The sequence below is a fragment of the Lentzea sp. CC55 genome, assembly GCF_021056325.1.
Taxonomy (GTDB): Bacteria; Actinomycetota; Actinomycetes; order Mycobacteriales; family Pseudonocardiaceae; genus Lentzea; species Lentzea jiangxiensis.
Genome location: NZ_JAJCXE010000031.1, coordinates 35465 through 49035 on the forward strand (window position 1 = coordinate 35465; position 13571 = coordinate 49035).

The window sequence follows — 13571 nt, forward strand, 5'->3', positions numbered from 1 at the left end:
CCCTTTGACGTTCTCGATGGGCACCATCTTGCAGTTAGCGCCAACTTATAGAAAGTAGGCACTTGCAGGTGACTAGCTCTCCCTGAGGTACAAATCCCTGAGCAGTGCGATCTCGGCGAGGTGGTGGATCACCTCGCGGTTGATGTGCAGCACGAGGGTGGCCATCGGCTCGGCGGCGAACGGGCCCTCCGCCGGACCGACCGCCTTCGAGAGGTCAGCCGTGCGCGCACCGGCCATCCACGCTTCGTAGGCATCGTCGAGTTGCTTCAACGCCTCGTCGGCGCTCATCGCGTACTGCCAGGTGGCGTGGTCGGCGGGCGGGCCACCGAAGTGCGAGGCCGTGCGCGCGTTGAACACGCCCACGATGATGTGCGCCATCCGCCAAGCGATCGTCGTGACCGGCGCGGGTTCGGGAGTGGGGTACTCCCAGTCGATCGAGTTGTCCTCGTGCACGGTCCACGCACCGGGCACGGGCTCCCAGAAGTACTCGTCGTCGGTGAGGCCTTCCAGCCGCGCCCGCGCCGCCACGTCCCAGTGGAACGCGAGCTGGTCCGTCAACTGCTTGTTCCAGTCCATGTCCGGCACGGTAAAACCGTTTGCGGACAACGACCGCCCTGGAAACACTCCGGCCGTGGACATCCGCACCTCGCGCCCCGAAGACGTGGACCGGGTCGCCGGACTCATCGTCTCCCGCCTCGACCCCGGCGACGGCGTCGACGCCCGCCTCCTGATGACCGACCCGGACGCGGGCTGCGACTGGGTCGGGGTCGCCGCCGACGGCGACCGGATCGTCTCCACCCTCACCCTGATGGACGAGACGGTGACGCTCGCGGGCCTCGACATCCCCGCCGGGCAGGTCGAACAGGTCGCCACCGACGTCGAGCACGAGGGCAGGGGCCTGGTGCGGCGGCTGATGGGCTGGGCGCACGACAGGTCGGCCGAACGCGGTCACCTGGTCCAGTTCGTGATGGGCGTCCCGTACTTCTACCGCCAGTTCGGCTACGTCTACTCGATCCCGGTCAAGCAGAACCGCGCGCTGGTCGAGACCCCGCACCCCGTTGCGGGGCACACCCTCCGGCGGGCGACCGAGGCCGACATCCCGGTCCTCCAGGCCCTGCAGGACGCCGCACAACGCGGCGCCGACCTGCGGATGGGCCACACCACGCCGTGCTGGCGCTGGCTGCTGCACCGCACCGGCTCGACCACGTGGGTCGTCGAGCGCGACGGCGTACCGGTGGCCACGGGCCGCAGCACGCCCGAGGAGGAGGGCGACGTCGTCCTCGGTGAGGTCGCCGGCGTGGACGACGACGCGGTGAAGGCGTTGGTGGCGCTGGTGAACCCGGCCCTGGTCGGCGAGCGCCACCCGGCGCTGGAACCCCTCCTCGCCGACCGCGCCCCGGAACTCGACCAGTGCATGGTGCGCATTCCCGACGTCCCGAAGCTCCTCGAGCACCTGCGGCCGGTCTTCACCCGGCGCCTGTGCGGCCACGAACCCACCGAGGTGGTGCTCGGCTTCTTCCGCACGCACGTCCGCTTCCACTGGGACGGCGAGGAGATCGGCCCGTTCGAGTGGGGTGGCACGCTGCTCGGCCCCGGCGCGGTGGGCGGCGCGGGGATCGCCCCGGACCTGCTGGCACCGCTGCTGTTCGGCCCGCACGGCATGGACGGCCTGCGCCGGATCTTCCCCGACGTCTACCCGGGCCCGAAGGCAGAGCTGATGACCAGGCTGTTCCCCCCGGTCACGAGCGACCTGCTGACCTTCTACCTCCCCTGATCAAAAATAGACCGATCGCTCGGTCTAATATTGGGTCCATGACGACGGTGCAGGAGTCCGCGGCGGTCCGGTACGGCATCTGGGTCGCGTGCCCGCTCGCCGGTGCCGCCGCGGGCTGGCGGCTCGGGCTGGCGGCCGGAGGGATCACGAGGCTGGGGTGGTTCCCGTTCCAGGGCGTGTTCCGGTTGTTCACGGACATACCGCAGCCGTGGGGAACGGTCGTGTCGCTCGGCGTGGGCGCGGCCGCGGGTGTCGTGTTCGCGCTGTTCTGGGCGAGCGAGATGATGTCGGTCGAGGTCTCGGCGGGCGGTGTCGCGCTGCGCAGGGACGACAGGACCTTCCGCTTCGGCCGGGACGAGGTCGAGTCGGCCTTCGCCGACGGCAGGCAGCTCGTCCTGCTCGGCCGCGACGGCGCCGAGCTGGCCAGGGAGACGTCCGACCTGAGCAGGGCGGAGCTCGAGCGCGCCTTCACCGCGCAGGGCTACCGCTGGCGGGACGCCGATCCGTTCGCCGCGGAGTTCCGGATGTGGGTCGAGCACGCCCCCGACCTGCCGTCCGACGTGAACGCGCTGTTCACCGCCCGCAGGAAGGCCATCTCGAAGTACGAGACCGAGGAGGCCGCGGAACTGGCGCGGGAGATCCGCAAACGCGGAGTCGCCGTGCGGGACGAGAAGAAGAGACAGTACTACCGGCGCGAACGGTAGACGCGGTCGAGCACGCGCCGCGGAGTCGTTCGCACGGAAGGGTTTCGAGCGCGCGAGCCGGGTGCGGGCGCTGGCCGGCGGGCTGGCCGACCCGGACTTCGGCCACGCGAACAGGTGATGACCCTACGGTTGATCCTTTCCCGATGCGTGGGTGCTCCAGCACCATGAGGGCATGGTCTACGACGTCGCAGCGGTCCGCGCCCACTTCCCCTCGTTGCGCGAGGGTGCCGCGCACTTCGACGGCCCCGGCGGCGCGCAGGTGCCGGACGTCGTCGCCGACGCGGTCAGGGAGACGCTGACCTCGGCGATCTCCAACCGCGGCGGCGTCACGGCCTCCGAACGCCGGGCCGAGGAGGTCGTGCAGACCGCACGGCGCACGATGGCGGAGTTCCTGAACGCGGGCAGCATCGTGTTCGGGCGCAGCATGACGCAGCTGACCTACGACTTCGCCCGCACGCTGTCGAAGAACTGGCGGCCGGGCGACGAGGTCGTCGTGACCAGGATGGACCACGACGCCAACATCCGGCCCTGGGTGCAGGCGGCCGAGGCGGCACGGGCCACGGTGCGATGGGCGTCGTTCGACCGCACGACCGGCGAGCTTCCCGTCGAGTCCGTGACGAAGCTGCTGTCGGACCGCACCCGCGTCGTCGCGATCACGGCGGCGTCGAACCTTCTCGGCACCCGTCCGGACGTCGCCGAGATCGCACGGGCGGCGCACGAGATGGCGGCGTTCGTCTACGTCGACGGCGTGCACTACACGCCGCACGTCCCGGTGGACGTCGAGGCACTGGACGCGGACTTCTTCGTGTGCTCGCCGTACAAGTTCCTCGGCCCGCACCTCGGTGTGCTGGCGGCGGCGCCGGAACTGCTGGAGACGTTGCGGCCGGACAAGCTGCTGCCCTCGTCCAACGCCGTGCCGGAACGCTTCGAGCTGGGCACGCTGCCGTACGAGCTGCTGGCGGGCACGACCGCGGCGGTGGAGTTCATGCGCTCGCTCGACGGGCTGGAGGAGTACGAGCTCGGCCTGCGCGAGAAGCTCGAGACGGGGTTGCGCGACCTGGGCGTGCGCATCTACAGCAAGGCGTCCTCGCGCACGCCGACCGTGCTGTTCTCCGTGGACGGACTGGAACCCGCCGAGGTGTACCGCAGGCTCGGGGCCGAGGGCGTGAACGCGCCCGCCGGCCACTTCTACGCCCTGGAGTGCTCGCGGTGGCTCGGCCTCGGCGACAAGGGCGCGGTGCGCGCGGGCATCGGCCCGTACACCGACGAGTCCGATGTGGACCGCCTGCTCGCGGCGGTCGCCCGGCTCAGATGAACAGCACCAGCGCCGCGTAGGCCGCCCCGGCGAACACGCTGACGTTGAGCTTGCGGGTCACTTTCCGGCCCCGCGGCTCGGCGATCGACGACCGGGCGCGCGCCCACATCAGCTTCTCACCCGCCTGCCTGTCGGGCAGGTGCGGTGTCGTCAGCACGTCACCGTGCGGGCCGAACGCGAGCATGAGCTGGGGACCGGAGCGGCGCACGCCGTGCACCTGCTCCCACGGCACGCGGTAGGTGAAGACGCCGGTGTAGAGCACGACCGCGTCGTGGTCGAGGCGCAGCATGGGCTGGAACCGCGTGACGGCGGACAGCACGCACTGCACGCCGATCAGGCCCAGCACGATCAGGTCCGGGTACTCCTTCAGCGCGACCAGCGCCCCGGCGGCACCGAGCAGCAGCGCCACCCCCTCGGCCCGGCGGCGGTCACCCGGCCACACGGCGTGCGGCAGCTCGACCGCGGTGCCCGTGGTGACGGGCTCTCCCGGCAGATGTGCGCTGTGGACGGTGTGGCGCGGGCGGACCCTGCTCAGGGTGCTGGTCGCCACCACCTCGCCCTCGACGAGCAGCGCCACCTGGCCGCCGTGGTGCCACTCCCCCGCGACGAGGACCTCCGGCGGGTCCAGCCGCACCGGCGGGTCCTCCTCGCCACGCCACACGCGGCCGAACTGCTCGGTGTCGTGGTAGAGCGGCTCCTCCAGCCCGAGATCGGCGAGGGTGGCGACCGTGGCGATGTCGTCCCGGCCGTGCCGCAGGAGGATCCGGCGCGGGCCGAGCGGGTGCACCTGCAGCCGGATCGCCTTCACCGGGCCGTTCCACAACGAGCGCCGGCGGCGTTCCCGCGCGGCCAGCACGATCGCGAGGAACACGGCGGCACCGCCGAGCGTGAGCCACCACGTGACGTCCTCCGGCTCGTTCGCCATCTGCACCCAGGTGCCGTCGGAGAGCACCGGGACCTCGTCGCCGACGTGGTAGGTGTCCGCCGCGAGCGGCTGGAACGCGGTGCGCTGCCGGTCCGGCAGCTCCACCCAGACCTCGCTCGCGTTCTTGACCTCGACGACCTCGGCGTCGACACGGCTGGCCTTCGCCACGTGCTGCGCTATCTCGTCGTTGATCAGGCTGTACTGCACGAACGTCAGGAAGCCGAAGAGGACCAGCAGCACGGCGACAACGCGCAGCACTCCCCGCTGCGGCGGAAGGTCCGGCAGCGACACGAGGGCCGCGCCCGCCGCGTCGTGCTGGTCCGCGCGCGACCTGAAGGTCCACGCCGCCACCAACGCACACGCACCGGCGTGCAGGACGAACGCGACGTTCGCCGCCGCGCTGCCGTCGAGCGCGAGGTCCAGGACACCGAAGAGCACACCCATCGCGCAGCCCGTGAGCACACGGCCGAACAGCAGCAGCAGCGGCGTGGCCAGCAGCGGCACCACGGCGAGGGAGAACACCGGGTCCGGCATGCACGGGTGCGCGGTCGTGCACGGTGCCTCACCCGCGCTCGCGGCGAGGTAGAAGGCCGCGACCCACCCTCCGACGAGCCCGACCTTGGTCACCCACCACGGAACCGCCGCTGCCTGCCAGCGCTGGACGTCCACGGGACCGATCATGGCACGTCCATTGCTCCGAACGGCGTGGTTCACCCCGAACCGAGCGGGTATCCGCACCTCACCACAGCCTTTGATCATCTGGCAGGAGGCGTACACATGCTGGCCATCATCGCCGCGGTCTCGTTCGGCTTGGCGCTGATCCTGGACCTGGCCAAGGCCGGGCTCGGTGACGTGATCACGGTGAACACGCTCACTGTGCTCGGACTGCTGCTGCTCGCGCTGCACCTCGCCGGTGTCGGCTCCGGCACTCGATCGTTCGGTTGGCGCCGTGCCCGCCGGTAACCACGTCAAGAGCCCCACCAAGCTCGACAAAGGCGCTTGGTGGGGCGTCCTCAAGCGGACCGTCAAGGAGTTCAACGACGACAACCTGACGGACTGGGCCGCCGCGCTCACCTACTACGCGGTGCTGTCGCTGTTCCCCGGGATCATCGTCCTGACGTCCGTGCTCGCGCTGCTGGGCGACACGACGACGCAGGAGTTGATCAAGTACGTCGACGAGGTCGCGCCCGGCCAGGCGGGCGACGTGGTCAAGTCGTCCATCGAGGAGCTGCAGAAGAGCCAGAACGCCGCCAGCCTGCTCGGCATCGTCGGCCTGCTCACCGCGCTCTGGACGGCCTCGGGCTACCTCGGTGCGTTCATGCGCGCGTGCAACGCCATGTACGACGTCGAGGAAGGCCGCCCGTTCTGGAAGACGGTGCCGCTGCGCCTCGCGCTCACCCTGGGCTCGGTCGTGCTGGTGTCGCTCACCCTCGGCGCGCTCGTGCTGACCGGCGGGGTGGCCGACGCGGTCGGCAACGCCCTCGGCCTCGGCGACACCGTCGTGACGGTCTGGGACATCGTGAAGTGGCCGGTCATCCTGCTGCTCGTGAGCCTCGCGTTCGCGGTGCTGTACTGGGCCGCGCCGAACGTGCGGCAGCCCGGCTTCCGCTGGGTCAGCCCCGGCAGCCTGCTCGCGATCGTGCTGTGGGCGCTCGCCACCGTCGGTTTCGCGATCTACGTGGCGAACTTCGCGTCGTACAACAAGACGTACGGCTCTCTCGGTGGTGTGATCGTCTTCCTGGTGTGGCTGTGGATCTCGAACATCGCCGTGCTGCTCGGTGCCGAGTTCGACGCGGAGCTGGAACGCGGCCGCAGGCTCGCCCAGGGCGAGGAGGACCCGTCACCCGAGCCGCGTGATCTCCCGGGGTAGCTCGGCCTCGACCGCCGTCCACACGCCGTCCGGGCCCGCCTCGACGCGTTCGCTCGTGTCGCCGGGGACGAGGACCCACAGCTGGTCCTTCCCGGACAGCCACACCACGCCGATGCCGTCGGCGCGGGAGCTCGTGGCGTACTCGTAGGACTTGCGGAAGACGTCGCCGCCGTTGCGGTCGGTCACCCGCACCTCGCTCGTGCTCTCGGCGTGCGCGACGAACTTCCCGCTGGGCGAGTTCTTCGGCGCGCCGGGGCGGGCGAAGCGGTCCTCGCGGTCGCCGCCGCAGCCGGTCAGCACCAGCAGGAGGGCGACGAGCGCCGCCAGCGCCTTCATGAGAGGCCGCTGCGGAAAATGCGGTGCGTCATACCGCCAAAGGTAGCTAGCGTGATCGTCCGTGTGGGACGTTCTCGAAAGCTTTTACGACTCTGTGCCCCGACCGGGATCTCGCGTCGAGGAACACGGAGAGCTGGTGCTGTTCGTGCAGGCGGGTGATGGCTACCCGTTCTACGCGCGGCCCCGGTACCCCGGAGGGCGGCCCGCGGTGGACGACGTGGTGAAGATGCGCGCACGGCAGCGAGAACTCGGTGTTCCCGAAGCGCTGGAGTGGGTGCACGAGACGACGCCGGACCTGCTCGGCGTGGCCCGCGAGGCCGGGCTGGAGGTGCTCGAGGCACCGCTGATGGTCCTCGACCCGGACCGGCTGCCGCGGCCGCACCCGCACGTGCGCCTGCTCGGCACCAGGACGCCGGAGGTGGAGGTGGTGGCGCAGCTGGCGTTCTCGTCACCGGGCACCGCGAAGGGCGAGGCCGGTGCCGCGGAACGGGATGCCGCGCTCGCGGTGGCCACCACCCCGATGCCGGGCCGGCACCGGTACGCGGTGGCCGACGTGCCGGGTGAGGGCGTGCTGGCGTCCGGTACGGCGCAACGGGCGGGCGACGTCGTGGAGATCGTCGGGATCGGCACGTTGCCGGCGGCCCGGCGCCGCGGTCTCGGAGGCGCCGTCACCGCCGAACTGGCTCGTGACGCCCTGGCCCACGGCGCGGAACTGGTGTTCCTGTCGGCGGGCAGCGCGGAGATCGCGAGGGTCTACGAGCGCGTCGGGTTCCGCAGGGCCGGGACCGCCTGCGTCGCCGCTCCTCCCGGGTAGTCACCGCACTTCGCAGCGGCGACGGCCCCGCACCGACTATCCTGCGGCCGTGATCAAGGATTTCGGTGCCGGTGTCGGTCTGCTGCTGCGCGGGTTCCGGCTGGTGTTCAGCTCACCCAAGCGCGTGCTGGTCGGAGCGTTGCCCGCGGTCATCACGGCGGTGCTGATGATGACCGGCTGGGTGCTGCTGTTCACCGGCATCGACTCGATCGCCGACTGGCTGACCGGCTTCGCCGACTCGTGGAGCGACACCGGGAAGCGCGTCGCCGAGATCGCCGTCGGCATCTCGGTGATCGCGGCCGTGCTCGGCCTGAGCGTGCTGCTGTTCACCGCGATCACGCTGATGATCGGCGGCCCCTTCTACGAGTACATCTCCGAAGAGGTCGAGGACGAGCTCGGCGGTGTGCCGGAGGCCGAGCAGATCGGCTGGTGGCGCGGGTTCGTGGTGGGCCTGCGCAGCACCCTCCTGCTCGTCGCGACCTCGATCGCGTTCGCGATCCCGTTGTTCGTCTGCGGGTTCATCCCCGTCGTCGGGCAGACGGTCGTGCCCGTGCTGGCCGTGTGCATCAACGGCTACCTGCTCGGCATCGAGCTCACCGGCATCCCGTTCACGCGCCGCGGCCGCTCGTTCAAGCAGCGCAGGAAGATCCTCGCGACGCGCCGCGGCCTGGTGCTGGGGCTCGCCGTCCCCACCTACCTGCTGTGCCTCGTCCCGCTCGCCGCGCTGGTCGTGATCCCGGCGGCGATGGCAGGCGGCACGGTGCTCTCGCACCGCCTGCTCACCGGGGACCGCGCTACGGCGTGAACGGCAGCCAGGCCTGCTGAGCCAAGCCGTTGCGCGCGTTGACCTGGACGCCCGCGTCCGAGATCGACCACAGCTGGTCGCCGATCACGATCGTGCGCCGCTGACCGCCGCGCCCGTCCTGACCGGACGGCTCGGCGATCCGGCCCGCGTCGCGCAGCCGGTCCCCCTCGACGCGCAGCACGAGCGACGACACCTCGAAGTCCGGCCGGTGGCTCGACACGGGGACGACCAGCGTGCCGTCCTGCGGCCAGTACAGGAACGCGTGCGGGTCGAACTGCGCCTCGGAACTCGTGTCCGGCAGGTGGTGCTGGGCGAGCCGCCGCGGTGACGCGGGGTCGCTCACGTCGAACAGCGACACCTGCGTGCCGGTCGTCCTGCCCTGCGAGGTGGCCTCCTGGCCGACGCCGATCAGCTTCCCGTCACCCGCCGGGTGCAGGTAGGCGGAGTACCCGGTGATCTTGAGCTCGCCCGTCACCCTCGGCTGCCGGGGATCGCTGATGTCGAGCGTGTAGAGCGGGTCGGTCTGGCGGAACGTGACGACGTAGCCCATCTCGCCGATGAACCGGACGCTGTAGATCCGCTCTCCCTTGCCCAGCCCACCGGCCTGGCCGAGCTTGACGAGCTGGCCGCCCTCGCGGCGCAGCGTCGTGACGAAGCTCTCCGACGGCGGCGCGGCTTCCCGCTGCGGCGGTGCGACGTCGGCCGGCACGCGCCAGCAGCACCGCGTCTCCGTGCCCGTCGTGGTGGCCACGCGGAGGACGCCTTCGTGCTCCGACAACGAGTACTGGTTCAGCAGCGTGCCGTTGACCTCGCCGGACGCGACGTGCTTCGGCGCTCCCGCCTGGCTGATGTCGAACTGGTGGATCGCCGTGCTGACGGGGCGTTGAACCGGTCGCCGGGAGGGGAGCTCCGGCAGCAGGCGGTGGTCGTCGGCGACGTAGAGGCTCCGGTCCGTGCCGTAGACCGTGTCGCCGTCGGCCACGATCGACACCGGCCGGCCGGTGCCGAGCTTGCCGGAGAGGTCGAACGTCAGCACGGTCAGCATCGACGTCGCGCTCGGTGCCGCCGGGCGGCTGACGTTCGCGCAGTCGACGAGCGTTCCGCTGGAACGGGCGCCGTTCTCGTCCAACTCGTAGCGCGGCAGCCACGACGAGATGGGCTCGCTCTGCAGGATCTCCTTGTTGCGGCGCAACGATCCTGCTTCATTGGTCGTCTGGTCCGGGTACACCCACGGCAGGCGTGGCTGCGAGCGGACGACGACGCGGGCGGTGCCGCCGATCTGACGGGCGTCGAGGTAGAAGCCGTCGGTCTTGAGGCTGCCGATCTCCTCGAGCGTTTTGAGGTCCACGAGGACGAGCTCGGTGCCGGCCTCGGGCGCGTACGACGGGCGGCCGGGCGGCGACGTCGGCTCGAACAGCGGGACGGGGCCCTCGGTGACGACCAGCGCGCGGTCACCCGAGACCAGCAGCTGGCTCGCGCGGCGCTCACCGAGGTCGACGGTGCCCGTGACGGCCTTGCTCGCGACGTCGACCAGCCGCAGCCTGCCGCCGACGATGGAGACGAGGCGTTTTCCGTCCGTCTTCACGACGTCCGGCTCGTCGACGCCCTGTTCGTGGACGTTCGTCGTGGAGTGCTCCTGCTGCTGCGCGGGCGGAGTCGCGGCCCGCGCGTCGGGCGTGGCCTTCTGCGCGACGCCCGCGCTGTCGGTGGCCATGCCCTCGGCGAACATGGTGGGGCCGCCGCCGAGGCCGTACGCCGTGACGTACGGGGCCATGGCGCGGCGCAGTTCGGTCACCGCGTTGTCGCACGAGTCGAACGCGACGAGGCGCACCGGCCCGTGGTCGGCGATCGGTGGCGTGAGGGGTTCGTCCCTCACCGCGGAGCTCACGCACACTCCGGCGACGGCCAGCACGGCGGTGCCGGCCAACAGCTTCTTGCCGTTCATGGTGTGAGGACGTAAGCGGGGCCGGGAAGGGTTGCCGCCCTTCTTCCGCGGTCGCGCCGCAGCCGCCCCCGGCAGGCGTCGGCGGGCTTGGTCCCTGTAGGCCATTCGGCCGTCCTCGTGTGCGCGTGATTGGATCGACCGCGAACAACCCCGTTCCGAGAGGAAGTCTGTGATGGCCCCCACGAAGCCTGAGGTCGACCCGCACGACGGCCCGGCGCCCACCGACCTGCTGATCGAGGACATCACCGTCGGCGACGGCGCGGAGGCCACGGCCGGGCAGTTCGTGTCCGTGCACTACGTCGGTGTCTCGCACTCGACGGGCGAGCAGTTCGACGCCTCCTGGGACCGCGGCGAGGCGTTCCAGTTCCCGCTCGGTGGCGGTCGTGTCATCCAGGGCTGGGACCAGGGCGTCCAGGGCATGAGGGTCGGCGGCCGCCGCAAGCTGGTCATCCCGCCGCACCTGGGCTACGGCGCTCGTGGCGCCGGTGGCGTGATCAAGCCCAACGAGACGCTGATCTTCGTCGTCGACCTGCTGGGTGTGAACTGACGCACTGACCCCGCGACGTCCCGCTGCTCCGATCGGCGGGACGTCGCTGGTCCCATCGGCTCATTTGACCCGGTGCCGGAACGAGATGGGGTCCGGCTGCGTCATCCTTGGAGTCCGCCGCAGTTTCAGGAGGGGATCAACCGGTGCCCGAGGACATCGCCGGCTCCGAGCAGATGCTCGCGAACTGGAACAAGAACATCCAGGAACGCGCTGCCCGCTACCAGGAGATGGCGACGCGCGTGCAGGGGATGACGATCTCCGAGCGGTCGCAGGACGGTTCCGTCGAGATCCTGGTCGGGTCCAACGGGATCCTGCAGAACCTGGTGATCAACGAGTCCGCCGCGGGCAAGCGCATGGCCGAGATCAGCGGCGAGATCATGAAGCTGCTGCAGCGCGCGCAGTCGAGGATCCCGCAGCTGCTGCAGGAGGCCATGGCCGAGACCATCGGCACGCAGGACGAGACGGCCAACGTGTTGTTCAACGAGGCCAAGAAGAACTTCCCCGCTCCTCCCGCGGAAGAGCCGGCGCGCACGCCGTACGACCGCAACGAGATCAACTTCCGGGTGGAGGACGACGCGCCGCCGCCCGCACGCCCGGCCCCGCCGCCCCCGCCCCCGCGCCGCCGCCGTCCGTCCGATGACGACGACGACTTCGGTGGCGAGTCCGTGCTCTCCTGATCTTTCCCGTCCGCTGCCCGAACTTGAGGGGGTTCGATGACCGCCGGTGGTTTCAACGTCACGTCGGACGTGCTGGAAGCGCACGCCAAGGCCTTGGAGGGCCTGCACGGGCGCCTGCAGGGGGCAGTGGACGCGGCGAACACCGTGTCGATGCCGACCGACGCGTACGGGATCATCTGCCAGCCGTTCCGGATTCTGCTCGACCCCGTTGAGCAATGGGGCATGGACGCGCTGAAGGGCGTGGCCGAGGCCATGGACAGCACCGCCAAGAGAGTCACCGAGACCGCGAAGCACTACCAGCAGGTCGAGGACCAGATCATGAAAACCCTGCGCGGCGGAGTCTGATGTCGTCACCCAACCCGCTGGTCGCCACGGCCCCGGCCGAGCCGTCCGGCTTCTTCAACGCGGGCACCGGCGACAACGGCTGGGCGACCGGCTTCTCCATCGCCGACTCCGCGGCCGACGCGTACAAGGGCATCTCGGAGGGCAACTGGATCGAGGGCGGCCTCGGCGTCCTCGGCCTGGCCGCCGACGCGGCCTCGATGGCGATCGACCCGTTCGGCACGCTGCTGTCCTCCGCGGCCTCGTTCCTGATGGAACACATGCAGCCGCTCAAGGAGGCCCTGGACTGGCTGGCGGGCGACCCGCCGGTGATCGAGTCGTACTCCACGACGTGGAAGAACGTCTCGCAGGAACTCGGGAAGATCGCGGGCGACTACCAGGCCGCCGTCGGCGGCACCTCGGAGTGGACCGGCGCCGCCGCGGACGCCTACCGCAAGGCCGCGGGCGAGCAGCTGGACGCGTTGTCCGGCGCGGCCTCGACCGCCGGTTCGGTCGGCACGGTCGTCGGCGTGATGGGCATGGTCGTCGGGTTCGTGCGCGAGATGGTGCGCGACCTGATCGCCGACCTGGTGGCGAAGCTGATCACGTGGGTGCTGGAGGCCGTCTTCACCCTCGGCTTCGGCACGCCGGTGATCGTGGCGCAGGCCGTCACCGCGATCTCCAAGTGGGCGACGCGGATCGGTGAGCTGATCCAGAAGCTCATCAGCACCATCAAGAAGGTCTCGCCGCTGCTCGGCCGGCTGGTGGAGATCTTCACGAAGATCATGAAGGTCGTCGGCAAGCTGGTCGGCAAGGTGACCGGGCTCGACGTGATCTCCACGAAGTCCATCAAGCCGGGCGGGTTGTTCCACCGCACCGACGCCCCGGACCTCTCGCCGTCGGGTGGGCGTGGCACGCCTTCGTCGCCCGACCCGTCTTCGTCCACTCCGGACTCTTCGCCTTCTTCGCCGTCCTCGCCTTCTTCGCCGTCCTCTCCGGACACTTCGCCCTCGTCCCCGTCGACGCCGTCTTCCCCGGCTCCGGACGGACCCGCGCGCACCCCGGACAGCTCGTCGCCCTCGTCCGCGTCGCCGCCCTCCGCGCCTTCGCCCTGGCGCACGCCGGACAGCCCGCCGGCCCCGGACGCCCCCTCCCGCACCCCGGACTCCGCGTCGGCGCCGTCCGCTCCCTCCGCGTCGCGCACGCCGGACGGCTCCCCTTCGTCCCCGGCCGGCCCCGGAGGTCCCTCCTCCCCTTCCGCCCCGTCCACTCCGGACGCCCCGGCCCCGGCGCGCAACACGGGCCAGACCGTCCAGTCGTCCGTGGCCCCTCCCGAGGCGCCGCCCCGCCTGGACACCCCGCCGCCCGGCCGCACCCCGGACGGTTCCCCGTCGTCCACGCCGTCCCAGGCGGCCCCGATGGGAGGCGGCGCACCCACCGCCGGCGGCAACACGCCGTCCTCCCCCTCGGCGGGCCGCGCCCCGACCGGCGGCCAGGGCTGGACCGGCACCCCGGGCGGCCGGGGTGACCTGGGTTCC

At 71.0% G+C, this 13571-nt stretch carries 14 protein-coding genes and 1 pseudogene; 11 read left to right on the forward strand and 4 right to left on the reverse strand.

The window, feature by feature from the left end:
- Positions 1 to 72: 72 nt before the first annotated feature.
- Positions 73 to 576: a DinB family protein gene (locus L6E10_RS25085; protein ID WP_236221989.1), complete on the reverse strand. Its 504-nt coding sequence runs from the start codon at positions 574 to 576 to the stop codon at positions 73 to 75.
- Positions 577 to 631: 55 nt separating this feature from the next.
- Here L6E10_RS25085 and L6E10_RS25090 point away from each other — a divergent pair, with 55 nt between their 5' ends.
- The 3 genes from L6E10_RS25090 to L6E10_RS25100 all read left to right on the forward strand — a co-directional run bounded on the left by L6E10_RS25090 (position 632) and on the right by L6E10_RS25100 (position 3793).
- Positions 632 to 1774: a GNAT family N-acetyltransferase gene (locus L6E10_RS25090; protein ID WP_236221991.1), complete on the forward strand. Its 1143-nt coding sequence runs from the start codon at positions 632 to 634 to the stop codon at positions 1772 to 1774.
- Between the two features lie 38 nt (positions 1775 to 1812).
- Positions 1813 to 2478 carry a hypothetical protein gene (locus tag L6E10_RS25095; protein WP_236221993.1) on the forward strand — a complete coding sequence of 222 codons (666 nt, stop codon included), beginning with the start codon at positions 1813 to 1815 and terminating at the stop codon, positions 2476 to 2478.
- Positions 2479 to 2650: 172 nt separating this feature from the next.
- Positions 2651 to 3793: a cysteine desulfurase-like protein gene (locus L6E10_RS25100; protein WP_236221995.1), complete on the forward strand. Its 1143-nt coding sequence runs from the start codon at positions 2651 to 2653 to the stop codon at positions 3791 to 3793.
- Here L6E10_RS25100 and L6E10_RS25105 read toward each other — a convergent pair.
- Entirely contained in the window at positions 3786 to 5399 is a 1614-nt protein-coding gene (locus L6E10_RS25105) for a hypothetical protein (protein WP_236221997.1), read from the reverse strand. The genes L6E10_RS25100 and L6E10_RS25105 overlap by 8 nt on opposite strands.
- Positions 5400 to 5495: 96 nt before the next feature.
- Here L6E10_RS25105 and L6E10_RS25110 point away from each other — a divergent pair, with 96 nt between their 5' ends.
- On the forward strand, positions 5496 to 5681 hold the full coding sequence (locus L6E10_RS25110; RefSeq protein WP_236221999.1) for a hypothetical protein: 186 nt from the start codon (positions 5496 to 5498) through the stop codon (positions 5679 to 5681).
- A complete protein-coding gene (locus L6E10_RS25115) occupies positions 5668 to 6588 on the forward strand; it encodes a YihY/virulence factor BrkB family protein (RefSeq protein ID WP_236222001.1) in 921 nt (306 codons plus the stop codon). Before L6E10_RS25110 ends, L6E10_RS25115 begins: the two co-directional genes overlap by 14 nt.
- On the opposite strand, the gene L6E10_RS25120 is transcribed toward L6E10_RS25115, so the two are convergent.
- A complete protein-coding gene (locus L6E10_RS25120; protein ID WP_236222002.1) occupies positions 6559 to 6924 on the reverse strand; it encodes a hypothetical protein in 366 nt (121 codons plus the stop codon). The genes L6E10_RS25115 and L6E10_RS25120 overlap by 30 nt on opposite strands.
- 136 nt (positions 6925 to 7060) lie before the next feature.
- On the opposite strand from L6E10_RS25120, the gene L6E10_RS25125 reads away from it, so the two are divergent.
- Positions 7061 to 7738 carry a GNAT family N-acetyltransferase gene (locus L6E10_RS25125; RefSeq protein ID WP_236222004.1) on the forward strand — a complete coding sequence of 226 codons (678 nt, stop codon included), beginning with the start codon at positions 7061 to 7063 and terminating at the stop codon, positions 7736 to 7738.
- 49 nt (positions 7739 to 7787) lie between these two features.
- On the forward strand, positions 7788 to 8543 hold the full coding sequence (locus L6E10_RS25130; protein WP_236222006.1) for an EI24 domain-containing protein: 756 nt from the start codon (positions 7788 to 7790) through the stop codon (positions 8541 to 8543).
- Here L6E10_RS25130 and L6E10_RS25135 read toward each other — a convergent pair.
- Positions 8533 to 10488, reverse strand: a complete 1956-nt coding sequence (locus L6E10_RS25135) for a beta-propeller domain-containing protein (RefSeq protein ID WP_236222007.1) — start codon at positions 10486 to 10488, stop codon at positions 8533 to 8535. The two genes, L6E10_RS25130 and L6E10_RS25135, sit on opposite strands and share 11 nt — an antisense overlap.
- Positions 10489 to 10660: 172 nt before the next feature.
- Between L6E10_RS25135 and L6E10_RS25140 the strand changes: the two genes are divergently transcribed.
- The 4 genes and pseudogenes from L6E10_RS25140 to L6E10_RS25155 form a co-directional block, all read left to right on the forward strand.
- The gene (locus tag L6E10_RS25140) at positions 10661 to 11035 is read left to right on the forward strand and encodes an FKBP-type peptidyl-prolyl cis-trans isomerase (RefSeq protein ID WP_090095813.1); all 375 of its coding nucleotides are present in this window, start codon (positions 10661 to 10663) and stop codon (positions 11033 to 11035) included.
- A gap of 143 nt (positions 11036 to 11178) precedes the next feature.
- On the forward strand, positions 11179 to 11712 hold the full coding sequence (locus tag L6E10_RS25145; protein WP_236222009.1) for a YbaB/EbfC family nucleoid-associated protein: 534 nt from the start codon (positions 11179 to 11181) through the stop codon (positions 11710 to 11712).
- Positions 11713 to 11748: 36 nt separating this feature from the next.
- On the forward strand, positions 11749 to 12057 hold the full coding sequence (locus L6E10_RS25150) for a type VII secretion target (RefSeq protein WP_236222012.1): 309 nt from the start codon (positions 11749 to 11751) through the stop codon (positions 12055 to 12057).
- Positions 12057 to 13571, forward strand: a pseudogene (locus tag L6E10_RS25155) (hypothetical protein); the annotation flags it as partial. The gene L6E10_RS25150 and the pseudogene L6E10_RS25155, both read left to right, overlap by 1 nt.

Excerpts from the sequence above, each read along its gene's own strand:
- L6E10_RS25085 (WP_236221989.1), bottom strand. The coding sequence starts at position 576 with ATGGACTGGAACAAGCAGTTGACGGACCAGCTCGCGTTCCACTGGGAC.
- L6E10_RS25095 (WP_236221993.1), top strand. The coding sequence starts at position 1,813 with ATGACGACGGTGCAGGAGTCCGCGGCGGTCCGGTACGGCATCTGGGTC.
- L6E10_RS25100 (WP_236221995.1), top strand. The coding sequence starts at position 2,651 with ATGGTCTACGACGTCGCAGCGGTCCGCGCCCACTTCCCCTCGTTGCGC.
- L6E10_RS25105 (WP_236221997.1), bottom strand. The coding sequence starts at position 5,399 with ATGATCGGTCCCGTGGACGTCCAGCGCTGGCAGGCAGCGGCGGTTCCG.
- L6E10_RS25110 (WP_236221999.1), top strand. The coding sequence starts at position 5,496 with ATGCTGGCCATCATCGCCGCGGTCTCGTTCGGCTTGGCGCTGATCCTG.
- L6E10_RS25120 (WP_236222002.1), bottom strand. The coding sequence starts at position 6,924 with ATGAAGGCGCTGGCGGCGCTCGTCGCCCTCCTGCTGGTGCTGACCGGC.
- L6E10_RS25135 (WP_236222007.1), bottom strand. The coding sequence starts at position 10,488 with ATGAACGGCAAGAAGCTGTTGGCCGGCACCGCCGTGCTGGCCGTCGCC.
- L6E10_RS25140 (WP_090095813.1), top strand. The coding sequence starts at position 10,661 with ATGGCCCCCACGAAGCCTGAGGTCGACCCGCACGACGGCCCGGCGCCC.
- L6E10_RS25150 (WP_236222012.1), top strand. The coding sequence starts at position 11,749 with ATGACCGCCGGTGGTTTCAACGTCACGTCGGACGTGCTGGAAGCGCAC.